Source organism: Companilactobacillus kimchiensis, from assembly GCF_001438805.1.
Classification (GTDB): Bacteria; Bacillota; Bacilli; order Lactobacillales; family Lactobacillaceae; genus Companilactobacillus; species Companilactobacillus kimchiensis.
This window is the reverse complement of record NZ_JQCF01000035.1, coordinates 1-24,263: the sequence shown is the minus strand read 5'-3', so window position 1 is coordinate 24,263 and position 24,263 is coordinate 1. Positions and strand designations below refer to the sequence as shown.

General features: G+C 35.5%; 28 protein-coding genes and 1 other annotated feature. Of the genes, 25 read left to right on the top strand and 3 right to left on the bottom strand.

The genetic code is table 11. The features are described 5' to 3' along the window. Positions 1–181 precede the first annotated feature (181 nt). Positions 182–304, bottom strand: coding sequence for a hypothetical protein (locus tag IV57_RS13460; protein WP_269083230.1), 123 nt, complete (start codon positions 302–304; stop codon positions 182–184). Positions 305–503: 199 nt separating this feature from the next. Further along, on the bottom strand, positions 504–689 hold the full coding sequence (locus IV57_RS11850) for a hypothetical protein (protein WP_057881730.1): 186 nt from the start codon (positions 687–689) through the stop codon (positions 504–506). Between the two features lie 188 nt (positions 690–877). Here IV57_RS11850 and IV57_RS11845 point away from each other — a divergent pair, with 188 nt between their 5' ends. From IV57_RS11845 to recN, 15 genes are all read left to right on the top strand, one after another. Beyond that, a complete protein-coding gene (locus tag IV57_RS11845; RefSeq protein WP_057881729.1) occupies positions 878–2,278 on the top strand; it encodes a carboxylesterase family protein in 1,401 nt (466 codons plus the stop codon). Between the two features lie 147 nt (positions 2,279–2,425). Continuing rightward, positions 2,426–2,674 (top strand): hypothetical protein, encoded by a 249-nt coding sequence (locus IV57_RS11840; RefSeq protein WP_057881728.1) that lies wholly within the window; start codon positions 2,426–2,428, stop codon positions 2,672–2,674. 93 nt (positions 2,675–2,767) lie between these two features. Next, positions 2,768–4,423 carry a DUF6541 family protein gene (locus IV57_RS11835; protein WP_057881727.1) on the top strand — a complete coding sequence of 552 codons (1,656 nt, stop codon included), beginning with the start codon at positions 2,768–2,770 and terminating at the stop codon, positions 4,421–4,423. A 37-nt stretch (positions 4,424–4,460) separates the two neighbouring features. Next, positions 4,461–4,528, top strand: a sequence feature (ribosomal protein L21 leader region). 9 nt (positions 4,529–4,537) lie between these two features. Then, on the top strand, positions 4,538–4,849 hold the full coding sequence (gene rplU, locus IV57_RS11830) for a 50S ribosomal protein L21 (RefSeq protein ID WP_057881726.1): 312 nt from the start codon (positions 4,538–4,540) through the stop codon (positions 4,847–4,849). 5 nt (positions 4,850–4,854) lie between these two features. Further along, complete coding sequence (locus tag IV57_RS11825; RefSeq protein WP_057881725.1) at positions 4,855–5,199, top strand: ribosomal-processing cysteine protease Prp; 345 nt, start codon at positions 4,855–4,857, stop codon at positions 5,197–5,199. 12 nt (positions 5,200–5,211) lie between these two features. Beyond that, on the top strand, positions 5,212–5,484 hold the full coding sequence (rpmA, locus tag IV57_RS11820; protein ID WP_057881724.1) for a 50S ribosomal protein L27: 273 nt from the start codon (positions 5,212–5,214) through the stop codon (positions 5,482–5,484). 138 nt (positions 5,485–5,622) lie between these two features. Further along, positions 5,623–6,183 carry an elongation factor P gene (gene efp, locus IV57_RS11815; RefSeq protein WP_057881723.1) on the top strand — a complete coding sequence of 187 codons (561 nt, stop codon included), beginning with the start codon at positions 5,623–5,625 and terminating at the stop codon, positions 6,181–6,183. 29 nt (positions 6,184–6,212) lie between these two features. Beyond that, a complete protein-coding gene (locus IV57_RS11810; RefSeq protein WP_057881722.1) occupies positions 6,213–6,632 on the top strand; it encodes an Asp23/Gls24 family envelope stress response protein in 420 nt (139 codons plus the stop codon). A gap of 5 nt (positions 6,633–6,637) precedes the next feature. Further along, positions 6,638–7,042 (top strand): transcription antitermination factor NusB, encoded by a 405-nt coding sequence (gene nusB, locus IV57_RS11805; RefSeq protein ID WP_057881721.1) that lies wholly within the window; start codon positions 6,638–6,640, stop codon positions 7,040–7,042. A gap of 37 nt (positions 7,043–7,079) precedes the next feature. Further along, positions 7,080–7,931 (top strand): bifunctional 5,10-methylenetetrahydrofolate dehydrogenase/5,10-methenyltetrahydrofolate cyclohydrolase, encoded by an 852-nt coding sequence (locus IV57_RS11800; protein ID WP_057881731.1) that lies wholly within the window; start codon positions 7,080–7,082, stop codon positions 7,929–7,931. Further along, positions 7,921–9,270 (top strand): exodeoxyribonuclease VII large subunit, encoded by a 1,350-nt coding sequence (xseA, locus tag IV57_RS11795; protein ID WP_057881720.1) that lies wholly within the window; start codon positions 7,921–7,923, stop codon positions 9,268–9,270. Before IV57_RS11800 ends, xseA begins: the two co-directional genes overlap by 11 nt. Next, a complete protein-coding gene (locus IV57_RS11790) occupies positions 9,263–9,502 on the top strand; it encodes an exodeoxyribonuclease VII small subunit (protein WP_057881719.1) in 240 nt (79 codons plus the stop codon). The genes xseA and IV57_RS11790 overlap by 8 nt, the downstream gene beginning before the upstream one ends. A gap of 2 nt (positions 9,503–9,504) precedes the next feature. Then, a complete protein-coding gene (locus IV57_RS11785) occupies positions 9,505–10,353 on the top strand; it encodes a polyprenyl synthetase family protein (RefSeq protein ID WP_057881718.1) in 849 nt (282 codons plus the stop codon). Between the two features lie 10 nt (positions 10,354–10,363). Next, entirely contained in the window at positions 10,364–11,188 is an 825-nt protein-coding gene (locus tag IV57_RS11780) for a TlyA family RNA methyltransferase (RefSeq protein WP_057881717.1), read from the top strand. An 8-nt stretch (positions 11,189–11,196) separates the two neighbouring features. Further along, the gene (recN, locus tag IV57_RS11775) at positions 11,197–12,891 is read left to right on the top strand and encodes a DNA repair protein RecN (RefSeq protein ID WP_057881716.1); all 1,695 of its coding nucleotides are present in this window, start codon (positions 11,197–11,199) and stop codon (positions 12,889–12,891) included. Here recN and IV57_RS11770 read toward each other — a convergent pair. Then, on the bottom strand, positions 12,883–13,203 hold the full coding sequence (locus IV57_RS11770) for a hypothetical protein (RefSeq protein ID WP_057881715.1): 321 nt from the start codon (positions 13,201–13,203) through the stop codon (positions 12,883–12,885). The two genes, recN and IV57_RS11770, sit on opposite strands and share 9 nt — an antisense overlap. A gap of 179 nt (positions 13,204–13,382) precedes the next feature. Here IV57_RS11770 and gmk point away from each other — a divergent pair, with 179 nt between their 5' ends. The 10 genes from gmk to IV57_RS11720 all read left to right on the top strand — a co-directional run bounded on the left by gmk (position 13,383) and on the right by IV57_RS11720 (position 24,025). Further along, a complete protein-coding gene (gene gmk, locus IV57_RS11765; protein ID WP_057881714.1) occupies positions 13,383–13,994 on the top strand; it encodes a guanylate kinase in 612 nt (203 codons plus the stop codon). Between the two features lie 6 nt (positions 13,995–14,000). Then, positions 14,001–14,255 (top strand): DNA-directed RNA polymerase subunit omega, encoded by a 255-nt coding sequence (gene rpoZ / locus IV57_RS11760; protein ID WP_057881713.1) that lies wholly within the window; start codon positions 14,001–14,003, stop codon positions 14,253–14,255. Between the two features lie 95 nt (positions 14,256–14,350). After that, entirely contained in the window at positions 14,351–16,759 is a 2,409-nt protein-coding gene (gene priA / locus IV57_RS11755) for a primosomal protein N' (protein ID WP_057881712.1), read from the top strand. A gap of 13 nt (positions 16,760–16,772) precedes the next feature. After that, the gene (fmt, locus tag IV57_RS11750) at positions 16,773–17,723 is read left to right on the top strand and encodes a methionyl-tRNA formyltransferase (RefSeq protein WP_057881711.1); all 951 of its coding nucleotides are present in this window, start codon (positions 16,773–16,775) and stop codon (positions 17,721–17,723) included. Continuing rightward, a complete protein-coding gene (gene rsmB, locus IV57_RS11745; RefSeq protein ID WP_057881710.1) occupies positions 17,713–19,041 on the top strand; it encodes a 16S rRNA (cytosine(967)-C(5))-methyltransferase RsmB in 1,329 nt (442 codons plus the stop codon). The genes fmt and rsmB overlap by 11 nt, the downstream gene beginning before the upstream one ends. Positions 19,042–19,060: 19 nt before the next feature. Continuing rightward, positions 19,061–19,807 carry a Stp1/IreP family PP2C-type Ser/Thr phosphatase gene (locus IV57_RS11740; RefSeq protein WP_057881709.1) on the top strand — a complete coding sequence of 249 codons (747 nt, stop codon included), beginning with the start codon at positions 19,061–19,063 and terminating at the stop codon, positions 19,805–19,807. Continuing rightward, the gene (pknB, locus tag IV57_RS11735) at positions 19,808–21,784 is read left to right on the top strand and encodes a Stk1 family PASTA domain-containing Ser/Thr kinase (protein WP_057881708.1); all 1,977 of its coding nucleotides are present in this window, start codon (positions 19,808–19,810) and stop codon (positions 21,782–21,784) included. 3 nt (positions 21,785–21,787) lie between these two features. Further along, entirely contained in the window at positions 21,788–22,678 is an 891-nt protein-coding gene (rsgA, locus tag IV57_RS11730) for a ribosome small subunit-dependent GTPase A (protein WP_057881707.1), read from the top strand. 13 nt (positions 22,679–22,691) lie between these two features. Beyond that, positions 22,692–23,366, top strand: coding sequence for a ribulose-phosphate 3-epimerase (rpe, locus tag IV57_RS11725; protein ID WP_057881706.1), 675 nt, complete (start codon positions 22,692–22,694; stop codon positions 23,364–23,366). Next, complete coding sequence (locus tag IV57_RS11720) at positions 23,363–24,025, top strand: thiamine diphosphokinase (RefSeq protein ID WP_057881705.1); 663 nt, start codon at positions 23,363–23,365, stop codon at positions 24,023–24,025. The genes rpe and IV57_RS11720 overlap by 4 nt, the downstream gene beginning before the upstream one ends. Positions 24,026–24,263 lie beyond the last annotated feature (238 nt).

The following is a 24,263-nucleotide window of genomic DNA, read 5'->3' as shown; positions in this document are numbered from 1 at the left end:
CTCTATCCAACTGAGCCACTGTGACATCACTTCTACTATTATAGTTAAAGATATTGGTTTATGTCAATCTAAAATTTGATATATATTAAAAAAAATCTTAATTTAAGCAAAATAAAAGGTTCACTTAATTTATAAGTGAACCACCCCTAATAATAATTTACTAATAGCATTATTTTTAACATTACTTTCCGTAGATAAAAGCTTTGTTTTCAGCCTCTAGCTCGCAAAGTACCTCTTTATCTTGTGTGGAAGTTTCAGTTCTTTCGGTTTTCAATAATGATTTGATCCATAGTATCAATTTCATAATTGTCATCTCCGAAATAATTGCAGCTTTTTATGTCATCAGCTTCTGGACAAAATAGGTATTAGATAAGGCTTTCAATCCCCTTATCTACAATTAAATTATATCAGGAATATTACAATTGACATATTATTATGTCTTATTTTATGAAAAAATTTATATATTTACAAATATAAAGAATAAAGTATTAGGCAAAACTATTTTAGGGTTGAACAAGTTCCTTGCGACGATTAGTGATGATATCTTCTAGTTCCTTTAAATCATCTAAAGTCGACTTTTTTCTAATAAAGCTTCTTGCTGATGACCGCATTGCAATGTAATTAGCGCGATCACGGTGGTTTTTGTGCCATTTTTCGTTGGCGCGTTTTTGTGCGTCTGTTAATACCATATATTAATCTCCCTTAAAAACATATCTTTGAAATTATATACAATGTTATTTTAGTAGACAAGGAAAATTATGAATAATTTCATATTAATTTGTTGTAAAAATGGTTACATGAAAATCTTGTACATTAATATTATTAGTTTAGAATATTAACTAAATTGATATTTTGTTCATTGGGGGTTTATTTTTAAATGAAGAAGATAATAAAAACTACTACAGGTACATATCACGGTGTGATGGATCACAGCCATGTTGATTTTTTAGGAATTCCATTTGGTTATGGTCGAAGATTTAAACGTGCTGAAGAATTCTCAATCACAAAATTCGGAAATAATGAAGTGAACAAATTACATTATTCCGTGCATCATGGCGTTCAACCAATGCAAGATGAAGCTTTAAATCAAGAAAATAAGGTTACTTTTGGCGAAAATTGTTTGAACTTAGATATTTGTACACCGGATGTTGATGGAAAGTATCCTATTGTCATTGAATTTTACGGCGGCGGTTTTTTACGGGGCGGTAATTATAAAAAACAGATGTCTTGGTTGGATCATGAATCAATCGTTCATATTGTTCCCAACTATCGTCTAGGTCTCTTTGGATGGGGCAAAATCGAAGGTGGCGATACCAATGTTGGTTTATCTGATCAGTTGATGGCTATTCAATGGGTGATCGACAACGCTAAGAGTTTTGGTGGCGATGTTAAGAATATCAGTTTAATTGGCTTATCAGCTGGAGCAAAATCAATTGCAGCTTTGATGGCATCTAATTCGGTTATTCTGGATCGAATCTCCAAAATTATTCTTTTTTCTGGTGGAGTACAGACCATTCGTGATTTAGCCACAGCTGAAAAAGTTTCTGATTTTATATGTCAGGAAAATCACATCAAATCAAGCAAGGATTTATTTAACCTAACTGATGATGGGCTTCAACTAGTCCAAAATCATGCTTTAGATGGTCATTTGCCTACAACTTGGTTTGGTCCAGTAATCGATAATGACTTGATTTCTGATGATTGGCAGGATAAATTGTTGCAACGAGTAGATAGGACGGATTTTAAAACCTTGATTTCTGCTGGTAGCGATGAACTAGAAGAATTGAAATCCTTAAATATTAATAATTTGGAAAATAATACTTTGACAGATTTATTTGGAAAGAATGCTGCAGTGATTCAGAAACAACTTTTGCCGGATACTTATTCGAAGAAAGATTTTGTCCAAATGTTGGGTAATGCGATGTATACATTACCAGCCAGAAAATTGGCTGATTTCTTGATTCAAAAGAGTAATGCGGAGATTTACTGTAACTATGCAAAAGTTTTTGATGGTCAGCATGGTGGAGTTGTAAAGTTTCTAAATACTACTAATGGAGAATTGAATATCGACTATCGGAGCAATCAAACGCACATGATTAATTTAGTTTGTGAATTTATTATGAGCGGCAAGCCTTACGATGAAACAATAAAATACGAGTGGCCTGTTTATGACAGTGACCGTTTGGTTTTGGAATTGGATTCGGACGATTTGAAGAGTGTCTCGATAATTAATCAGCGTTATCCAAAGGATTTTCCTTGGCAATCATATAAAGTGTAAAAAAAATATGCCATAAATGCCTGTTACACGGCATTGTTAAATTACTATATAAAAATTATATTGCAATTTATATAAATGGACTTTAAAATGTAGCTGTTGTGCTTAGAATTTAAGCAATTTTTGCTTAGGATTTTAGAGGTGGGATGTTTGGAAAGAAAGTATTCATTTTTCGTTACAACAGCATTTATACTTTTGGATTTGGTTGCAGCAGTGATGACGCAGTTGAATATTATCAGTGCTAAAGTCGGGGTTACGACAAGTGTACTTTTAATTGTCGCTTTAGTATTACTAACGAGAGTGTTCACAAAAGTCAATTTTAAACGTGGTAAGCTGGTAATTTCTTTATTCATGGCGCTATTCTTATCATTGATTTTTGTAACATCGGTGGCAATTTAATTAAAATAGAATATTTTTTGGAGGGGATTGTAGTTTTGCTACAATCTTTTTTAGTGCCATCCAAAAGTTAATACTGCTTAAAAGAGGGGTTTTATGTCAAATCGTGCATCGAAAAGGACCATCATAGGTGTTACTTTTCTAGTTTTAAGTATTTTTTACACATTTTTATTTTCACCGTATGGAAATATTCGGTTGATCGACAGTTTTGATATGCTGTTTCATTTGAATCGGATTGACAGTTTAGGAAATATTCTTAATTCGCCAGTCAATTTTGATTATTGGAATCATGTTGGAAATATTACGAGTCTTTTTTATCCGTGGTTAACAATTTCACCAGGATATTTAATTTTTAAAATTTTTGGTAATCCAGTTTTAAGTTTCTTGATCTTCTTAACCTTGATTACATTTTTAACCTTTATCAGTGCTTATTATTTTATGGAAAAATATTCCAATGATACATTACAAGCTGTTTTATTCTCGATTATTTATACACTGTCATTTTTCAGATTGGCCAGTGTCTTTTATCGAGTTGGTTTAGCAGAATATATTTCTTATATTTTTATTCCTATGGTGTTTTACGCTTTTGCTAAGATGCTGGCGGGTGAATTTAATAAGTGGCCATTATTTGCCTTAGGAATAGCTTTGATAATTATGACGCATCCATTGACGGCATTTATTACGATCGTAATGTTGATTCCTTTGGTATTTTTAGTTTTATTCTCAAAAGTTTCGCATAGTTGGAAATATTGGGGCCAGCTAATTTTAGCTGGAATTCAAGCGATATTGATGGTTGCTGTGGCAATTCTGGGCTTTGTTTTACCGATGTTAGAACAAAAACGTGCTGTTACTACTAATCGACCAGCACTATTGGATTTGACTCAAACGGCTCAAAAACCATTGGTTTTAGCAATGAATTCATTGCACACTGATGTAAGAAGTTATTCTTTAGGTATTATTTCTCTAGCAACGTTACTAGTTATTCTGCTATTTATCTGGAAAGATAAATTTGCTTACAAATTAGTAGCAATTGAAGCAATTATTGGTTTAGTGATTTCTACAAGTGTTTTTCCTTGGAAATATTTACAAGATACTTTTTTTAATTTCTTACAATTTCCCTGGAGATTTTTAAATCTAGTTACGTTCTTTCTAGCAATTTATTTGAGTCATATTCTAGCTCAACTTTTGAAAAAACGTTCACCAGTTTTGAAATTATTTGTCTTGATTTTGACGGTAGCAGCCTGTGTAACACAAGTATTTATTAGTGGTACCAATCTTAATCGCCAACCATCGCCAATTGAATCAGTAACAGCTAAGAATGGTAATCACTATATTCAGAGTTTTGATCAAAAAGATTATTATCCGGTGAACAGTTTGAAATATAGTGATCAATTAAAGCAACACAAATTTTTGGTCAATAATAAACAAGCATCGTTGCCATTTACAACGACACCTAATATTTATCTGGTAAGCTATTATAATAAAGATTCAGTTAAAATGGATATTCCGGTTCTTTTCTATAAAGGAATTGATGTTTCAATAAATAATGAAAAGGTCGCTCCCAAGGTTTCGCAACGGGGTACCGTTCAAATCAAAACCCAGACTGGACAAAATAATATCGAAATTAGTTATCACTATACTTTGATTGCCAAGTTTTCGATGCTAGTAAGTATAATCGGTTTGTTGATCTTGATTTTATTAACAATGAATGCAGGATTTTGGAAAAATTTAACAAATATGGTTGAAAAGTAATTAAATTTTTGCTATATTTTATAAGTTGCAATCACTATTGCATCTACAACCGCTCAAAATTAGGTTTAAGCTTAGTGCACCTAACTGGCGAGTCTTAGAAGGGAGTGTACACTTATGTACGCAATTATTAAAACTGGTGGTAAGCAATATAAAGTTGAAGAAAATGTTTCAATTTATATTGAAAAGCTTGATGTCAAAGAAGGGGACGCAGTTACATTTGATGATGTAATCTTAGTTTCTGATGGCAAGTCTGTTAAAATTGGTAGCCCTGTAGTTGAAGGCGCTAGTGTTTCTGGTAAAGTAGAGAAACAAGGTAAGGAAAAGAAAGTTGTTACTTACAAATACAAACCTAAGAAGCATTCACACAAAAAGACAGGTCACCGTCAACCATATACAAAGGTACTTATCGACAGTATCAAAGGTTAATTAACATGATTAGGGCGAGTTTTCACCAGAATTCAGATCAACAGATTGATTCCTTTTTAATTAAAGGACATGCTGATTCGGGGCCTTATGGTCAAGATTTAGTCTGTGCTGCTGTTTCGGCAGTAACAATTGGAACAATCAACAATCTGGAGAAGCTTACTAAAGCCGTGCCTCAGGTTGTCATGGATGAGGTAAATGGTGGTCATTTAGGTTGCCAATTTGACAAAGCGATATCGCATGATACTGCCTTGTTATTGGATAATTTATTTTGGATATTGAAAGATATTGAAGGTAGTTATTCAAAAAACATTGAAGTTCAAGTACAAAAAAATAAGATAGATCTTGATTAGGAGGTAAACTTCATGCTTAAGATGAATTTACAATTTTTCTCTCACCATAAGGGTGGTGGATCAACAAGTAACGGCCGTGATTCAGCAGGTCGTAGATTAGGTGCTAAGCGTGCTGATGGCCAAGCTATCACTGCTGGCTCAATTATTTACAGACAACGCGGTACAAAAATTCACCCAGGTGTTAATGTAGGTCGCGGTGGCGATGATACATTGTTCGCGCTTGCAGATGGTGTCGTTAAGTTCGAAAGACTTGGCAGAGACAAGAAACAAGTTTCAGTATATTAATATATTGATTAAAAAGAGGACATTGTTCCTCTTTTTTTTATATAATTAAGTATGAGTTATTGCCATTAGTACCAAAACATTGGTAAGATAATGTATAGTGTTTTATCGGTAAAATCTGACAAAACAAGGGAGAATAGAATGTCAATTTCAGTAAATGAATTTAAAAATGGACTTACAATTGAAGTAAAAGATAGTATCTGGCGTGTTGTAGAATTTCAGCATGTTAAGCCAGGTAAAGGTGGAGCTTTCGTTCGTTCTAAGTTAAAGAACCTAAGAACCGGTGCCGTTCAAGAAATGACTTTCAGATCAACTGCTAAAGTTGAAAAGGCAAGTATTGAAAGTAAAAAGATGCAATATCTATATGCAGATGGTGAAAACCACGTGTTCATGGATACAACAACTTATGAACAACTAACAATTCCGGCAGAACAAATTCAAGAACAATTGAAGTACTTGAAAGAAAACATGGAAGTTAGTGTTATGTTGTACAACGGCGAAACTATCGGTGTTGATATCCCTAATACAGTTGATCTTAAGGTTACTGAAACCCAAGCATCAATTAAGGGTGATACACAATCAGGTGGTTCAAAACCAGCTACAATGGAAACAGGCCTAGTTGTGCAAGTACCATTCTTCGTTAACGAAAGTGATACATTAACTATTAATACACAAGATGGTACTTACATTTCACGTGCTTAATTAATAACTGATTATGGAGATAAAAGTTTATGGCTGAACAAAAATATGTTTCTCTACAACAAGATAGTGGAAAAGTTAACGGTAATGTTGAAATATCACATCAAGTTATTGAGATTCTTCTGGGAATTGCTACAAACCAAATTGATGGAGTTTATGAAATGCGTGGAACTATCTCTAATCGGATAGATTCACTTTTCGGCCGAATCAATCATGGTAAGGGCGTTGATGTGTCGTTCAACGATGATAAAGTATCTGCGGATGTTTATGTATATTTGAATTATGGCGTATCGATCCCCAAAGTATCATTGGAGATCCAAAAATCAGCCATTGAACAACTTGAATTCATGACCGATTTAGACTTAAGTGAGATTAACGTGCATGTTGTAGGACTAATCGCTAAGAAAGAATCTGGCGAAATAGAGCGTGTAACAACAGATAAAAAGGAATAAAACTAGTGATAAACAGACATAAGATCAGAGAACTCGCAGTTCAATCACTATTTTCTATTGAAACTACTAAAGACACTCCAGATGTAGCAATCGCATCTACCATGCAACTATGCGACCTAACTGATGAAGCGGTGCCTGATTATTTAACTTTTCTAGTTTCTGGTGCAATCGAACATCAAGATGACCTTGATAAAGAGATTGCTGAACATCTGAAGAATAAATGGACCGTCAAACGTCTTTCGAGAATTGATCGTTCAATTTTACGAATCGGATTATTTGAAATGGAAAATAGTTTAGAAGTACCAAAGAAGGTAGCCATCGATGAATCAATCGAAATGGCTGGTGAATTTGGCGACAAGGACTCTAAGTCCTTTGTTAATGGTATTTTATCTAATTTTGTAGAGGGATAAGGCTGGTAAATTTACCAGCCTTTTTATGGTGATTAGTATGAAATTATTAGAAGGTAAAAAAGTAGCTGCAGCCTTAGATGAAACGATGACTAAACGGGTTGAAGATTTAAAGAAAAAGGGTGTAACTCCTGGACTTGCTGTGATTTTAGTCGGTGAGAATAGTGCCAGTGCCGTTTATGTACGTAATAAGAAACGTCGTGCTGAGAAACTAGGAATTAATTTTCAACTGATTCATTTTGACGAAACAGTTTCCGAAAGAGAACTGTTAGCCAAAATTGATGAGTTAAATAATGATAAAGATGTTGATGGATTCATTGTTCAATTGCCAGTTCCTGATCATATCGATGAGGATAAAGTAATTGAAGCAATTGATCCTAACAAAGATGTTGATGGGTTTACACCCATCAGTGTAGGGAATCTCTGGATTGGTACACCACTAACTAAACCAGCTACTGCTTCAGGGATTTTAATGATGTTGGATCATTATGGTGTTGACCTTGATGGCAAAAATGTTGTTATTGTTGGCCGTAGTAATATTGTTGGGAAACCAACTGCTGCTTTGATGTTGGATCGTAATGCCACTGTAACGATCACACATTCACATACTAAGAACCTTAAAGAAATAACAAGTAAGGCTGATGTGCTAGTTGTAGCCATTGGAAGAGCCAAGTTTATTACACAAGATTATGTCAAAGACCAAGCAATTGTTATTGATGTCGGAATGGATCGTGACGAAAATGGCAAGCTTTGTGGAGATGTTGATTTTGATGATGTTGCAGACAAGGCTGCAATGATGACACCCGTTCCTGGTGGTGTTGGTCCAATGACGATTACTGCATTAGTAGATCAAGTGATTGAATTAGCCGAAGGCAGGGCAAATGGAAAGTGATCAATATTTAACAGTCACGGCTTTAAGCCAATATTTGAAGAGAAAATTTGACGTGGACCCTTATTTGGGCCACGTTTATTTGGTAGGCGAGATTTCTAACTTTAGAATGCGTCCACATGCTCATCAATACTTTTCCTTAAAGGATGATAAAGCTAAAATAGCAGCAATTATGTTCAAAGGTAGTTTTGAAAAAGTTAAATTTAAGCCGGAAGAAGGAATGAAAGTTCTTGTCCAAGGCCGAATTTCTCTATATGAACCATCTGGTTCATATCAAATCTATATTGATTCAATGGAACCGGTTGGATTGGGTGCTTTGTATGCTGCTTATGAGCAGTTGAAGAAGAAACTATCCGATCAGGGTATCTTTGATCTACCAAAAAAAGAGATTCCTAAGTTTCCTAAACGAATTGCTGTCGTAACTAGTCAGTCAGGTGCTGTTATTCATGATATTATGACGACTGTTTCCAGAAGATACCCAATCGTTCAATTGGTTTTGTATCCCGCTCAGGTTCAAGGACAAGAAGCAGCGGGAACAATTGTTCAACAGTTGAAACGAATCAATGAAACTGGGGACTTTGATACGATTATCATTGGTCGTGGTGGTGGATCGATTGAGGACCTCTGGCCATTTAATGAAGAAATAGTTGCTGAAGCTATCGTCAATAGTAAGATTCCGGTGATCAGTTCTGTTGGTCATGAAACTGATACGACGATTGCCGATCTGGTGGCTGACCTTCGAGCTGCAACCCCAACAGCCGCTGCTGAATTAGCAACGCCTGTTTTAAGTGAAGTTTTGCTGCAGTTACAGGGGCTGAATACAAGACTCTACAACGCACAAAACAACATTATAGGTAATTACCGTAACCGAGTGGATTCGTTGTCTCAGAATGCCTTTTTACAGCATCCTGAACGTATCTATGAGGTTTACCTACAAAAGGTCGATTATCTACAAGATAAATTGCATCAAAATTTAAATAATACTTTGAATCGCTCCAAAACAAATTTGATTCAGTATGCCAATCGTTTGGTCCGTGTTTCACCACGAGATCAAATTTATAGCTATGGCAATCAGGTCAATCGTAATTATCAGATTTTGATCAATAATGTTAATAAAGTTATCAATAAAAACCGTAATGTATTTAATAGTCGGGTGGCCGCTTTGGATTCATTAAGTCCACTGAAGACTTTGAGCCGGGGCTATGCTATTCCAACTACTAAATCAGGTAAAGTATTAAGAGATGTTTCTGATTATAAAATTGATCAAGAAGTTGATCTACACGTTAGAAACGGAAATGTTAAGTTAATAACCAAAGAAGTAAGCGAGGATAATGATGGCTGAGAAAAAAAAGACATTTGAAGAAAATCTAGCTGATCTAGAAGAAATTGTGACTAATCTTGAATCAGGAAACGTCCCCTTGGAAGAAGCTATGGAAAAATTCAAGAAAGGTGTTACCTTGAGCAAGGATCTTGAAAAGACTCTTAGTGATGCTGAAGCAACTGTAACTAAAATCATGACTAAAGATGGCCAAGAGATCAATGTCAAGAATGATCAGGATGAAGGAAAAGATTAATTATGCAAATTAAAAACTTTCCTGAATTTTGTGAGCAAATATTACCAGATTTTAATCAGTTCTTAAATGAGCGTCTGACGACTGAAATTAAACAAGCAACTTTAAGAGATGCCATGCTTTATTCACTCGATGCCGGCGGTAAACGGGTTCGTCCCATGTTGTTCTTAGCAGTTGCTTATTCTAGTGGTGTGAAATTGGAAGATTTGCCTAAATACTTCGATATTGCCGGAGCAATCGAGTTAGTCCATACCTATTCCTTGATTCACGATGATCTACCAGAAATGGATGATAGCGATTATCGACGAGGGAAGTTGGCTAATCACAAGCAATTTGGAGTTGGTCCAGCAGTTCTTGCTGGTGATGGTCTATTGACTCAAGCTTTTTATTGGATAGCCAAATCAAGTTTGGATACTGACAAAAGAATGGCAGCAGTTAGAATTTTGGCTCATAATGCTGGTCCCATGGGCATGGTTGCTGGACAAATGACTGACATCACTATGGAAGATAAACAGTTAAATGAAACTGAATTAACAACTTTACATAAACAAAAGACAGCAGATTTAATGACCGCTGCCGTAACAATAGGTGCTTTTTGCGCCGGTCATGAATTATCTAAACATTTAGTTCAATATGCGAATGATATTGGTTTAGCATTTCAACTGAAAGATGATTTAAATGATGCCGATGACGGTGAAGACGACGACAAAAATACCTTCCCAAATTTGATTGGCAAAGCAGCTACGGAGACTAAATTAAATGATTTAGTTAAAGATGCTTTGAACGCAGTTTTGAAGGAAGAAAAATTCGATAAAAACTTACTGGTAAGCTTTTTGGATTATTTTAAAGAATAGGTGACATATATTGGCAAAAGAAAGAATAGATGTTTTATTAGTTCAACAAAATTTATTTGAGTCACGGGAACAAGCAAAACGTTCAGTTATGGCAGGTGAAGTTTATAATCAAGATAATCTTCGCTTTGATAAGCCAGGTGAAAAGGTTGCAGCTGATACCGTTTTTCATTTAGCAAAGAACGCTCATAGCAAATACGTTAGTCGTGGTGGCTACAAGCTTGAAAAGGCTTTGAAGTCATTTGATATTGACTTAAAAGATCGTATTTGTTTGGATATTGGTTCTTCAACAGGTGGTTTTACCGATGTAGCATTGCAAAATGGTGCCACAATGGTTTATGCCTTGGATGTTGGTTACAATCAATTGGCCTGGAAGCTTCGTCAAGATGAACGGGTTGTTGTGATGGAACGAGTAAACTTCCGTTATAGTAAACCAGATGATTTTCACGAAGGTCTACCTGCTTTTGCGATGACTGATGTTTCATTTATTTCTTTGGAATTGATTTTGCCACCAATGTTCAATATTATTCTGCCGGGATCTGATGCTGTTTGTTTGATCAAGCCTCAATTTGAAGCGGGACCAGAAAATGTTGGTAAGCATGGAATCGTTCGTGATCATAAAGTTCATAAGATGGTATTGGAAAAAATCACTAATTTTGCCAAAACAGCTGGATTTATTGTTTCTGGGTTAGACTTCTCACCTATTAAAGGTGGCGAGGGTAACATTGAATTCTTGATGCATATTCAAAAACCTGAGACAGATCAGGCTGGCGAAATTCTTGAGAATGTTTCAGTTGAAAAGACTATGGAAGCAGCATACTCGAATCTTAACAAATAGGTGAAATAATGCTAAAAAAACTAATAATCAATAACTTTGCGATCATCAACAAATTGCAAATTGATTTTCATGATGGGATGACAGCTTTGACCGGTGAAACTGGTGCAGGTAAGTCAATTATTATTGATGCTTTAGGATTATTGGTCGGAAGCAGATCGTCAATTGATTTTATTAGAACAGGACAAGAGCAACTTAATGTGCAGGGACTATTTGAAGTGAAATCAAGTAGTCCTCTTTTTGCTATCTTGGATGAATATGGGATTGCTCATGATGATAACCAGATTATTATCAAACGAGAGATTAATCGTAAAGGCCGAAATGTTTGTCGAATTAACAATGAACTAGTTAAGACCAATGTCTTACGTCAAGCAGGGCGTTTTTTAGTTGAAATCCATGGGCAAAATCAACAACAGGAATTATTGAATGAAGACAATCATATCAATATTTTGGACCGGTTTGCCGATGATAAATTTCAAAATGATTTATTAAAATATCAGGGTCTATTCAGTGATTATCTTGATAAACGAAGTCGTTTACGAACAATTCAGAAAAATTCTCAGAATTTAGTTCAACGAATTGATATGTTAAAGTTTCAAATTGAAGAGATTGACAGTGCCAAATTAGTTGTCGGTGAAGACGATAAATTAGAAGATGAAAAGAATCAGTTATCTAATTTTGAGAAAATTAGTTCATCTTTACAAGAGAGTTATCGAGGGTTATCCGAAAATAATATCGGCGTAGTTGATGCTTTAGGAAACGTTCGTGATCAACTAGAGGATATTATGGATTATGATAATTCATATAAGGAGCTGTATGATTCAATTAATGGAGCTTATTATCAGTTACAGGATAATGCTGCCACTATTTCTGATCAGTTGGATAATTTAGATTTTGATGAAAACCGTTTGGATAATATTCAAAAGCGTTTAATTACCTTGGACAGTTTGAAAAAGAAATATGGCCCTACGCTTGATGAAGTGATTGATTTTGGTGAAAAGGCTCATCGCGAATTGTCAGAGATCGATATTGATGATAATACTGAAGCAGCGTTGGAAAAGGATATTGCTGATTCCCAGACGGAGTTGATCAATTTGGGTAAGGAAATTTCGAAAAAACGTCATAAAACTGCCACAGCCCTAGAGAAGTCGATCAATCACCAGTTAAAAGATCTCTATATGCCGAATGCTAAATTTGGAGTGTCCTTTACATCATTAGATGAGAGTTTATCTGTTAATGGAATCGATCAAATTCACTTTGACTTGAAAACTAATATTGGTGAAGATTTTAAACCATTAGTCAGAGTAGCTTCCGGTGGGGAACTTTCCCGTGTGATTTTGGCTTTTGAGGCTATCATTGCTGAAAAGATGAACGTTGAAACAATTGTTTTTGATGAAATTGATACTGGAGTTAGTGGTCGAGTTGCACAAGCAATCGGTGATAAGATCTATAAGGTTTCACAATTTTTGCAAGTGCTTTGTATCACGCATTTGCCACAAGTTGCTGCAATGAGTGATCTACAATTTGAGATTGAAAAAGAGACCGTTAAGGATAAAACGGAAACAAAAGTTTCCTTACTTAACGATCTCCAAAGGATTGAAGCTATTTCATTGATGTTGGCTGGAACTAAAGTGACTGATTTAACTAGGCAGCATGCTCAAGAATTATTAGAGCTAGCCCAAGGTGAACAAAAACGTTTAGACTAGATTGATTGACTTGATTTGATTGAGTGCGATGATACCAAAAAGAGCTGAATTGACTTTGAAAACAAATTTATTCTTATTAACTTGTGAAATAAATTTGCCTTGAAGTTGTTTGTCGTTTAACATTGTAATAACGACAGAATATTTTTTAGAAAAACTCTGTTCTGCAAAAATCTGTAATTGCATTAAAGGCATCTGCTTGATTTGAAGTTGAGACTTAGGCTCAAGATTAAAATCGAAGTTATTATTAATAAAGTTAGTGGTATTGTTGATTAGATTTGTAGTGAAACGATTGCGTAATTGTCTTGCTTGCATTTTTAAACCCCCGAACACTTGTTTGTATCTACATTATACGAACCCATGTTCGAAAGAGCAACTTTATTTTTTTATTTCTTAATGTTTTTTTATCTTGACTAAGTATAAACGCTTGAAAAACGTGTGATTTTATTGCATTATAGATATCATATTATATAGATAGTAGGGATAATTTAATTATGTCAACAAGGGGAATGTTAATCGTTTTATCAGGTCCATCTGGAGTAGGTAAAGGAACTGTTAGAAAAGCAATGTTAAAGAATTCATCAATTAAATTTGATTATTCTGTTTCAATGACTACTCGTCAAATGCGTCCTGGTGAGGTCGATGGAGTTGATTACTATTTCCGAACAAATGAAGAATTTGAAGAAGAAATCAAGAATGACGGAATGCTAGAATACGCTAAGTATGTCGATCATTATTATGGAACACCTTTAAAATATGTTAACCAGAAGTTAGATGCTGGAATTGATGTTTTATTGGAAATTGAAGTTAATGGTGCGATGCAAGTCCGTGAAAAAATGCCTGATGGTGTCTTTATTTTCCTTACTCCACCTGATTTGACTAGTTTAAGAGATCGTATTACTCATCGTGGAACAGACGACGAAAAAACAATCGATAAACGCATGGAAAAGGCCAAAAAAGAGATTCAAATGATGACAAGCTATGACTATGCTGTTGTAAATGATAAAATACCTAATGCAGTTGAAAAAATTGAAGGTATAATTAGAAGTGAACACTTAAGAGTGGCACGTGTAATTGACCAATACAAAAAAATAATAGGAGATTAATAATTTATGATTATTTATCCATCAATTGATAAGCTTTTAGACCGAGTTGATTCTCGTTATTCACTAGCAGTTCTTGCAGCTAAGAGAGCACACCAACTTGAAGACGGTGATATTGAATTACTAAACAAGTACGAATCACCAAGAACTGTTGGTCGTGCTTTTGAAGAAATTGCTGATGACAAGATTGAAATCGATCCTAATTCAATTCTTCTTGAAAAAGAAGCTGAAAAGATCGAAGAAGAGAAAAAAGAAGATAACTAGTAAAAATTATTCCTTCACTGATTTTCGAATTAGTGGGGGATTTTTTATTCTAAAATAAAAATTTTATAAGTTAAATTTTTTGATAGGTGGTTTTTATGTCAGTAGCAGAGATAATTGTAGATGTACCTACAATGCAAACTAACAGACCTTTTGAATATTTGATACCAGAAACGCTAACTGATGTGGTTGTACCAGGGATGCGAGTTGAAGTTCCTTTTGGACGTGGTAGGAGAAAAATTCAAGGATTTGTCATGAGAGTCAAAGAGACGAGTGACTTCCAAGGTAAATTAAAACCAATTGCTCGTGTGATCGATTTGAAACCAGTATTGTCCGATGAAATGTTAAAACTATCTTACTGGTTGGCTGATCGAACATATTCTTTTCAAATATCCTGTTTGCAGACAATGTTGCCAAGTGTCATGCGGGCTAAATATAAACAATATGTTGTTGCGATTGATGAGGTTGATCCAGAAGTGGTGCGCTTATTTAACGGTAAACCAACTTTTGAGATTACTGGTCAATTGGATGATGAGACGATAAAATTAATAAATAGATTACGAAGAAATAATAAAATTGATATTCAATATGTGGTTGAGAACCAGGCATTACAAGTTAAACGTCAAGCTGTGACAACCGATTTGAATGTGATCCAGCTTCATGAAGCCAAGAGTAAATTAAGAGCTAATGCCAAATCACAAATTAAATTGTTAGAATATTTGGCAGATCATTTAGATGAATTACCGATTGAATTCAGTGATTTACAAAAAGAATTTGGGGTTTCACGGGCCGCTATTAAAACGGCTGAAAAAAATGATTTAGTTAGGGTCGTTGAAGTTACTAAATTACGTAAACCAGTGGGAATTACTCCGGAACAGACGACCAAAATGAAATTAACTGAAGAGCAACAAGCGGCTGTCGACCAGATCAATTCAGCTATTGAAACAGAGAATCCTCAAACTTTCTTAGTTGAAGGTGTAACTGGTAGTGGTAAGACGGAAGTTTATTTGCAGACAATTGAAAAGGCCTTACAACAAGAGAAAACGGCCTTGATGTTAGTTCCTGAAATTTCTTTGACGCCGCAAATGGTCAACCGAGTGGTTGGTCGATTTGGTGATCAAGTTGCTGTATTACACAGTGGTTTGTCGAATGGTGAGCGTTATGATGAATGGACCCGAATTGAAAATCGAGATGTTAAAGTAGTTGTAGGAGCAAGAAGTGCTGTTTTTGCACCTTTGGAACATATTGGCTTGATCATTATTGATGAGGAACATGAAGGTAGTTACAAGCAGGATGACAACCCTAGATATCACGCACGAGATGTTGCTTTGTGGCGTGCTCAAGTCAATAAATGTCCAGTTGTTTTAGGAAGTGCCACGCCGTCATTGGAATCTAGAGCCCGAGCTGAAAAGGGTGTTTATCAATTAATTAGAATGAAAAAGCGGATCAATAATAAAAATCTGCCTCAAGTAAAGATCGTAGATATGCGTGATTCAGAGAATTCAGCGGTTAAAGGTGATTTTTCACCAGTTCTGAGGGAAAATCTACAAGAAACGTTGGATCAACATAACCAGGCGATTATTCTATTGAATCGCCGTGGTTATTCATCATTTATGATGTGTCGTGAATGTGGTTTTGTTTTGAAGTGTCCTAATTGTGATGTTTCGCTGACCTATCATAAAGATCTTGGTAAAATGAAATGTCATTATTGTGGACATGATGAACCAGTTCCCCAATTTTGCCCTAATTGTAAAAGCAAAAAGATTGGTTTTTATGGAACAGGTACACAAAATATTGAACAACAATTAAACGATTTGTTTCCACAGGCACGGGTTTTACGGATGGATGTGGATACGACCAGAAGAAAAGGCGCCCATGCCAAAATTTTAAAACAGTTTGGTGATCATAAAGCCGATATATTGTTGGGGACACAAATGATTGCTAAGGGATTGGATTTTCCCGATGTGACTTTAGTTGGCGTAATCAATGCTGATACAACTTTGAGTTTGGCTGATTTTCGCGCTAGTGAGAGAACTTTTCAATTGTTGACGCAAGTTAGTGGTCGAGCTGGTCGGGCTGAAAAAACTGGTCATGTAGTAATTCAAACGTTTAATCCCGATCATTATGCGATCAAGGATGCTTCAACACAGGATTATGAAACCTTCTTTAAACAAGAGATGTATATCAGACACCAATCTAATTACACACCGTATTACTTCACAGCTTTGATCAGTGTAGCCAATCAGGATGAGGGTAAAACTTTAAAACAAAGTTATTGGCTGAAAAAACAGTTACAAACAGCTTTATCGAAGGATGCAATTCTCTTAGGACCAAGTCCTACGATGATTTCTCGGAAACAAAACAAATATTATTATCAAATTATTGTAAAATATAAGCATGAGCCAAAATTACATCAGAGATTATTAGAGATTTTAAATGAAACTCAAGCTGATGCCAAAAATGGATTTACGATTGCAATCGACAATGAACCACAACACATTGATTAGTGAGGATGATTAAATGACAAAAGTTATATTTTTAGGTACACCAGAATTTTCTGCTACGGTTTTGAAGGGACTTTTACGCGAAGGTTATGATGTGATTGCTGCAGTGACACAGCCAGATAAACCAGTCGGCCGTAAACAGAAGTTACAAAAAAGCCCAGTTAAATTAATTGCTGAAGATGAAAATATTAAATTATTTCAACCAGTTAAGTTACCTGGCAGTCCAGAAGTTGAGGAATTAAAGGCTTTACAAGCTGACTTGATTATTACCGCGGCCTATGGACAATTTTTACCAACTAGTTTCTTGAACTCAGCTAAAGTGGCGGCAATTAATGTCCATGGATCATTATTACCTAAGTATCGTGGTGGGGCTCCAATTCAATGGTCACTTCTAAATGGTGACAAGGAAACTGGAATTACCATCATGTATATGGTTAAAGGTATGGATGCTGGCGATATCATCAGCCAAGAAAAAATAACCATTGAAAAAGATGATGATAATGGTAGTTTATTTGATAAGATGGCATTAGTTGGCCGTGAATTATTGTTGGATACGATACCTAAGATTTTGAGTGGTGATATTCAACCAATTCAACAAGATCCAGACCAAGTGGTATTTTCACCTAATATTTCCAAAGACCAAGAGCATATTGATTTTACTAAATCGGCTGAACAAGTTTCTGACCAAATCAGAGCTTTGAGTCCTGATCCAGGTGCTTGGACATTGTTAGATGGTCAAAGAACGAAGATGTATCAAACAGAGGTAGTCAAAATTGATTCTGATCAAGCAGTTGGAACGGTTTCAGAATTAGATAAGAAGAAATTGGTCATCGTTGCTGGTGATGGTCAAGGTGTTTCAATCAAAAAGATTCAACCCGCTGGTAAAAAAGTTATGGATATTGCCAACTATATGAATGGTTTAGGCAAAAACTTAGAAAAAGGACAACAAGTCATTGATGAAAAATAATCCCCGAGCATTAGCTGTTGAAGCATTAACGAGAGTCTTCCAAAATAAGGCATATTCAAATATCGAAATTAGTAATATTTTAAATAAATCCGATATGTCAGACGCTGACAGTCGTTTGATGACAAATATTGTTTATGGTGTGATCCAAAATAAATATGTCTTGGAATATCAATTAGATCCATATCTTAAAGATAAGAAACTTGACCTTTGGTTAAACTTGCTTTTACAAACAGCTGTTTATCAAATGGCTTATTTAGATAAGATCCCGGCCCATGCGATTTTGAATGAATCAACTGAAATTGCTAAACAACGTGCTAATCAAGGTGCTGGTAATCTGGTCAATGCGGTTTTAAGAAATTTCCAACGTCATGGTTCAAGAGTTATGCCGGGAAGTGATTCTGTTTTTGATATGAGTCGTTTGTACAGTGTGCCTCGTTGGTTAGTTGATCTATTTGAAAAAGAACAAGGATTGGAAAAAACTGAAGAAATTTTGAAATCAATCAATCATCCTTCACATATTTCTATTCGAGTAAATACTAATAAAACTACAGTCGCTGATTTAAAGAAAACCTTGGACGAACAAGGTTTTGACATGAGTTTAAGCAAAATTTCACCAGTTGGTTTAGTATGTGAACATGGTAATTTAGTTAACACTGAAGAATTCCGAGAAGGACTCTATACTATTCAAGATGAAAGTTCGATGTTGGTTGCTCCAGCTTTGGACGTTCAACCTGATAGTAAAGTTCTTGATGCTTGTGCTGCTCCTGGTGGTAAAACAACTCATATTGCTAGCTATTTGAAGTCTGGTGAGGGTGAAGTTACAGCTTTAGATATCCACAAACACAAGACCAAGCTAATTCTTGAAAATAGCGAACGAATGGGTTATAGCGATATTATAAGTACCGGAGCTATTGATGCTAGAAAGGCTAAAGAGGTACTTAATACTACTTTTGATCGAATTTTAGTTGATGCACCATGTTCTGGTTTAGGTTTGATGAGAAGAAAGCCTGAATTAAGATACTTCCGTCATGAAGAGGATTTAAGAAACCTACAAAGAGTTCAATTAGAAATTCTTGATAGTATGGTTGACCTTTTGGATGTTGACGGAAAAATGGTCTTTAGTACATGTACTTTTGATGATGCAGAAAATGAACAAGTTGTAGAGAAATTTTTAGCAGCACATAAGAATTTCGAACTAGTACCTGTCAAGCATGATGAAGTAATGAGTAAGTCGGTCAAAAATGGCATGCTCAAAGTTCTACCAAGTGACTACTTTACAGATGGATTCTTTATAGCTACTTTTGTGAGAAAAAACTAAAGAGGTAAGGTCTAAACTGATGGAATATGCACTATTAACTGATGTTGGTAAGCTTAGAGAAAACAATCAAGATTATGTGAATGTTTTCAAGAATAAGAAAGATATTGTGTTTGGAATTGTTGCTGATGGGATGGGTGGTCATCGTGGTGGTGATGTTGCCTCTGATATGGCAGTTTCTCATTTAGGACACAATTTTGAAGAATCCGAAGTTGAAGATATAGAAGAGCTTCGGGAATGGATTATTCGAGAATTGAGTAAAGAAAATGATCGAATCGTGTCGGTTTCTAATCAATTTGATGATTTAAACGGTATGGGTACCACTATGGTTGGAGTCTTTTTTGTGGGAACAAAGATGATGGTCGTAAATGTCGGGGATTCTAGATGTTATATCTATACTGATGGTGAATTAAAACAACTCAGTGTCGATCATTCATTGGTTCATGAGTTATTAGAAACTGGGCAGATCAGTCCTGAAGAGGCTGAAAATCATCCACAGAAGAATATCATTACACAAACATTGGGAGTCTCTCAAACAGTCCAACCACGTGTGAAAAATTTTGATTTGATCGATAATGCAATCATTCTTTTGTGTACTGATGGTTTAACTAACATGGTTCCTGAAAATGAAATTAAAGATATTTTGTCGAAAAAGATGAGCTTGGAAACGAAATGTCATATTTTAATCGACAAGGCTAATGCTGCCGGTGGAAGAGATAATATTACCGCCTTACTCTTTTCTACTAAAGATAACGGAGGTAATCATTAGATGGAGAAAGGTTACCTAGTAGGTGGTCGTTATGAGATCCTAGGTACACTTGGTGAAGGCGGAATGGCCAATGTTTATTTGGCCAATGACACACTTTTGAATCGTAAGGTAGCAGTAAAGGCCTTACGATATGATCTTCAAGATGATGAATCTGTTAAAAGGAGATTTGGGCGTGAAGCCAAGGCAACTAGTGGTCTCTCCAATCCCAATATCGTTAACGTTTTAGATGTTGGAAATGATGATGGGGTTCAATACATTGTGATTGAATACGTCGATGGTCCGAACTTAAAGAAATATATCCGGACACATTTTCCGATTTCATATAGTGAAGTTGTCGATATTATGAAACAGATTTGTATGGCAGTCTCAGATGCGCATGAACATGGGATCATTCATCGTGATTTAAAACCAGAAAATATTTTGGTTGATGAAAAGAAGAGTCCTATTCAGGTCAAAGTATCTGATTTTGGAATTGCGCTAGCTTTAAGTGAGCGTTCAATTACGAGAACTAACTCACTATTGGGATCTGTTCATTACATGTCGCCTGAACAAATCAGAGGTCGCTCAGCAACTGTTCTATCCGATATCTATGCTTTGGGAATTATTCTCTTTGAATTGTTGACCAAACATGTTCCATTTACCGGAGATACAGCAGTGACAGTTGCTCTCAAGCATTCTAAAGAAGAAATGCCGGATCTACGTAAGATTGACCCTAATATTCCTCAACCACTTGAGAATGCTGTTTTGAAGGCTACAGCTAAGGATCCAGATCAACGCTATCAATCTGTAAAAGAAATGTGTGCTGATTTGACGACTTGCCTGATGCCAGAGCGTGCTGATGAGCCAAAGTTTATACCGATCCCCATAAATGATTTAGAAGAAACTCGGGTTATGGAGCCACTTGATGAAACAAGTGACAAGTCCGCTATGGGTGCTAATAAACCCCAAAAACTTAGTCGTAAACATAAAATTATTTTGCTTGCCTCGATCGTACCTTTAGTTTTGGTATTATTCCTGATTGCCATGGTGATCAAGAGTAATCAGGAAACTACCGTGCCAGATCTCTTTAATTTGACGGTCAAACAGGCTAATGTCATGTTGAAGAGTTCAAATCTGGCAGTCGGAGATATTTCGAAGGAAAACGATGACGATGTTGATGCTGGTCACGTTGTTAAATCAATTCCGACTAAGGGCTTAAAACTAAAAAATGGTGCGAAAGTTAATCTGGTCGTTAGTTTGGGTGCAACTTATTATAAGATGCCTAAATTAGTGGGTAAGGATTATGAGGATGTTTCTGATAATTTAAAGAAACGTGGTTTTAAAGTTAAGATTGATTATAAAGCAACCAATCAGTATGAAGCTGGGGTAATTATTAAACAGAGTATTCCTAGCGGTAAAAAGGTTGTAACTAAAAATAAATCACTTACTTTGACCATTGCTAAAACAAAGACTGTAAAACCAAAAGTTATCAAAGTACGTGATTTAACTGGCTATAACTTGAAGAGTATTCAAGATTATGCCAGTGAAACTGGACTTACTTTGAGTACTTCGAATCAATATTCTGATGATATTGAAGAAGGTCTTTTAGTTAGTCAAACACCGACTGCTAATAGTACAATTAGCCAAGGTGGGACATTAACTGTGGTTATGTCAAAGGGTCCAGATCCTGATAAGTCAACAACTAGTGATAAAGACAGTAATGGTAATAGTAATAGCAGCAATAGTAATAGCGGTAGTTCATCATCAACTAATACTGTCAATAAGGATATTACGATTCCTTATGATGCAAGTGGGAATAATAGCGTGACGATTTATATTTCAGACGCTACTCATAATATCAATACAGCATATAAGACGATGACGATCACTGCAGATACACCAGTAACATTGAGTTTTAATTTAAAAGATGGACAAACTGGATCCTATGTAGTCGAGCGCGATAATAAGACTGTGCTTGGTGGTTCAGTAAATGGGTGATGTATGGATAGAACAGGAAGAATTATAAAGTCGATCAGTGGATTTTATGATGTCGTTGATGATGAGAGCGAAGAAATAATCAGAACACGAGCACGTGGTAATTTCCGTAAACGTAAGATCAAACCGTTAGTTGGTGATAAGGTAACTTTTGATGCGACTGGTGATTTGGGTTATATTTTGGAAATCTTACCTCGTGAAAATAGTTTAGTTCGTCCTCCAATTGCTAATATTGATCAAGCAATCGTAGTTACTTCAGCAGCTGAACCTAATTTTTCAAGTAACTTGTTGGATAAAATTTTGGTCAATATCGAACATAATGGGATTGAACCATTAATTTATTTAACCAAGTCTGACTTATTGACTGATGATAAGTATCTGGAATTACAGAAGGTTCTCAAGGGTTATCAGGCGGCAGGTTATCAAATTTTTGATGATCAAGATAGTTATAATGAAGAGCAGATTGGACGGTTAGAGGCAACTTTTACTAATAAAGTAACTGTCTTTACCGGACAATCTGGTGCTGGTAAATCAACTTTATTGAATCATATTGATAAAGAATTGGGCTTAGCCACAGCTGCAATTTCCCAGGTTTTAAACCGTGGGAAACATACGACTAGACAAGTTTCATTATTTAATATTGCTGACGGATTAGTTGCTGATACGCCTGGATTTTCATCGATTGACTTAATGGAGATCACACCAGAAGAATTACCAACCTTATTCCCAGAATTTCTTGAATATAGCGGTGAATGTCAATTTAGAGGTTGCCGCCATGTGAATGAACCTAATTGTAAGGTCAAGGAAGAATTGGATGAGGGCAATATAATGCACAGTCGTTACGACGACTATTTATACTTTTTAAACGAAATTAATTCGTACAAAAAAAGATATTGAGGAGTTGAATTAAATGACAGTAAAAATTGCACCATCAATTTTGTCTGCAGATATAATGAACTTAGAGCGTGATGTCAGAGCTGCTGATCAAGCTGGAGCTGATGTTTTTCATATTGATATGATGGATGGTAACTTTGTACCTAACATGTCCTTTAGCCCTAGTGTGGTTGAAGGAATGCGTCGAGTAACTGACAAGCCACTTGATATCCATATGATGATGGAGAATCCTGATGCTTACGTTAAGCCAGTGATCGATGCTGGTGCTAATACCGTTTTGATTCATGCCGAAAGTACACAACATATTTATCGTTCAATCGAACTTGTAAAGAGTTTGGGTGCCAAAGCGGGAGTCGTTATTAACCCTGGTACACCATTGGAAACAGTTAAGGAATTGTTCCCAGTGATTGATCGTATTTTGGTTATGACAGTTAATCCTGGTTTCGGTGGTCAAAAATTTATTCCTGGTATGACAAAGAAGATTCAACGATTGGATCAACTTCGTCAAACAGCCGCTGATGATAATTTTGATATTGAGGTCGATGGTGGAATCAATGACGAAACCATTGTTCAATGTGCTAAAGCAGGTGCTGATATCTTTGTTGCTGGTTCATATCTTTTCAATGGTCAAGAAGGCTTGAAAGATCGAATTGATGGTTTACGTTCAATGGCTTTCGACGCCGAACGATGAACCGAGTAAATATTCTTTTGGGTGGACCTCAAAGCGAATACCCAGAAGAATTAAGTCAGAGTATCAAGGCCATTCCTGGTCCTTGGGTCGGGGCTGACCGAGGTAGTCTACATCTATTAGCCAATGGAATAATTCCTGAGATTGCTATCGGTGATTTTGATTCAATCAATAAAAAAGAACAAAAGTTACTCGAAGATAATGTGCCTATTTTTAAAAAATTCCCGCCTGAAAAAGATGATACAGATTCTGAACTTTGTCTTTTAGCAGCTAGGGAAAAATTTAATGCTCAAGAGTATTATGTTTATGGTGCAACTGGCGGTAGAATTGATCACTTTTTGGTCAATCTCTTTTTACCGTTTGATCCAAGATTTTTAGATTTTTACGATAAGTTGTATTATAAATCAGCAACGAATACGATTAGATTCTATAAACCAGGTCGCTATACGATTTTTCATGAGAACGGGATGAAGTACGTCGCTTTTGTTAATCTTGGTCCAGTGACGCATTTAAACCTTCTCGATGCTAAGTATAAATTAACTGATTTTAGTGCAGGACATCCAATTAGTTGGGCCAGCAATGAATTTGTTAAAGATACGATTGATTTTAGTTTTCAAAGTGGAATTGTGGCTGTTATTCAGAGTAAAGATAAAAAAGAATAATTTTTTTAAATAAATTGAAGATAAAATTTTAAAATTTGGTATCCCATCGTTGGATGCCTTTTTTTATGCCATTAAACAGTAAAAATGATAATTGGTATAGTTGTAAAATTAAACGAACTTAGTGGAAAATAAACAATTCTTTTGGGAAATGGAGTTGACAAGTATTATCGGCAAGTGTAAATTAATCACCAATCAAACGATTAAAACTTATTTAATCTAATTAGACGTTGAAGAGAAG

Excerpts from the sequence above, each read along its gene's own strand:
- IV57_RS13460 (WP_269083230.1), bottom strand. The coding sequence starts at position 304 with ATGAAATTGATACTATGGATCAAATCATTATTGAAAACCGAAAGAACT.
- IV57_RS11850 (WP_057881730.1), bottom strand. The coding sequence starts at position 689 with ATGGTATTAACAGACGCACAAAAACGCGCCAACGAAAAATGGCACAAA.
- IV57_RS11845 (WP_057881729.1), top strand. The coding sequence starts at position 878 with ATGAAGAAGATAATAAAAACTACTACAGGTACATATCACGGTGTGATG.
- IV57_RS11835 (WP_057881727.1), top strand. The coding sequence starts at position 2,768 with ATGTCAAATCGTGCATCGAAAAGGACCATCATAGGTGTTACTTTTCTA.
- rplU (WP_057881726.1), top strand. The coding sequence starts at position 4,538 with ATGTACGCAATTATTAAAACTGGTGGTAAGCAATATAAAGTTGAAGAA.
- IV57_RS11825 (WP_057881725.1), top strand. The coding sequence starts at position 4,855 with ATGATTAGGGCGAGTTTTCACCAGAATTCAGATCAACAGATTGATTCC.
- rpmA (WP_057881724.1), top strand. The coding sequence starts at position 5,212 with ATGCTTAAGATGAATTTACAATTTTTCTCTCACCATAAGGGTGGTGGA.
- efp (WP_057881723.1), top strand. The coding sequence starts at position 5,623 with ATGTCAATTTCAGTAAATGAATTTAAAAATGGACTTACAATTGAAGTA.
- IV57_RS11810 (WP_057881722.1), top strand. The coding sequence starts at position 6,213 with ATGGCTGAACAAAAATATGTTTCTCTACAACAAGATAGTGGAAAAGTT.
- IV57_RS11800 (WP_057881731.1), top strand. The coding sequence starts at position 7,080 with ATGAAATTATTAGAAGGTAAAAAAGTAGCTGCAGCCTTAGATGAAACG.
- xseA (WP_057881720.1), top strand. The coding sequence starts at position 7,921 with ATGGAAAGTGATCAATATTTAACAGTCACGGCTTTAAGCCAATATTTG.
- IV57_RS11790 (WP_057881719.1), top strand. The coding sequence starts at position 9,263 with ATGGCTGAGAAAAAAAAGACATTTGAAGAAAATCTAGCTGATCTAGAA.
- IV57_RS11785 (WP_057881718.1), top strand. The coding sequence starts at position 9,505 with ATGCAAATTAAAAACTTTCCTGAATTTTGTGAGCAAATATTACCAGAT.
- recN (WP_057881716.1), top strand. The coding sequence starts at position 11,197 with ATGCTAAAAAAACTAATAATCAATAACTTTGCGATCATCAACAAATTG.
- IV57_RS11770 (WP_057881715.1), bottom strand. The coding sequence starts at position 13,203 with ATGCAAGCAAGACAATTACGCAATCGTTTCACTACAAATCTAATCAAC.
- gmk (WP_057881714.1), top strand. The coding sequence starts at position 13,383 with ATGTCAACAAGGGGAATGTTAATCGTTTTATCAGGTCCATCTGGAGTA.
- rpoZ (WP_057881713.1), top strand. The coding sequence starts at position 14,001 with ATGATTATTTATCCATCAATTGATAAGCTTTTAGACCGAGTTGATTCT.
- priA (WP_057881712.1), top strand. The coding sequence starts at position 14,351 with ATGTCAGTAGCAGAGATAATTGTAGATGTACCTACAATGCAAACTAAC.
- fmt (WP_057881711.1), top strand. The coding sequence starts at position 16,773 with ATGACAAAAGTTATATTTTTAGGTACACCAGAATTTTCTGCTACGGTT.
- rsmB (WP_057881710.1), top strand. The coding sequence starts at position 17,713 with ATGAAAAATAATCCCCGAGCATTAGCTGTTGAAGCATTAACGAGAGTC.
- IV57_RS11740 (WP_057881709.1), top strand. The coding sequence starts at position 19,061 with ATGGAATATGCACTATTAACTGATGTTGGTAAGCTTAGAGAAAACAAT.
- pknB (WP_057881708.1), top strand. The coding sequence starts at position 19,808 with ATGGAGAAAGGTTACCTAGTAGGTGGTCGTTATGAGATCCTAGGTACA.
- rsgA (WP_057881707.1), top strand. The coding sequence starts at position 21,788 with ATGGATAGAACAGGAAGAATTATAAAGTCGATCAGTGGATTTTATGAT.
- rpe (WP_057881706.1), top strand. The coding sequence starts at position 22,692 with ATGACAGTAAAAATTGCACCATCAATTTTGTCTGCAGATATAATGAAC.
- IV57_RS11720 (WP_057881705.1), top strand. The coding sequence starts at position 23,363 with ATGAACCGAGTAAATATTCTTTTGGGTGGACCTCAAAGCGAATACCCA.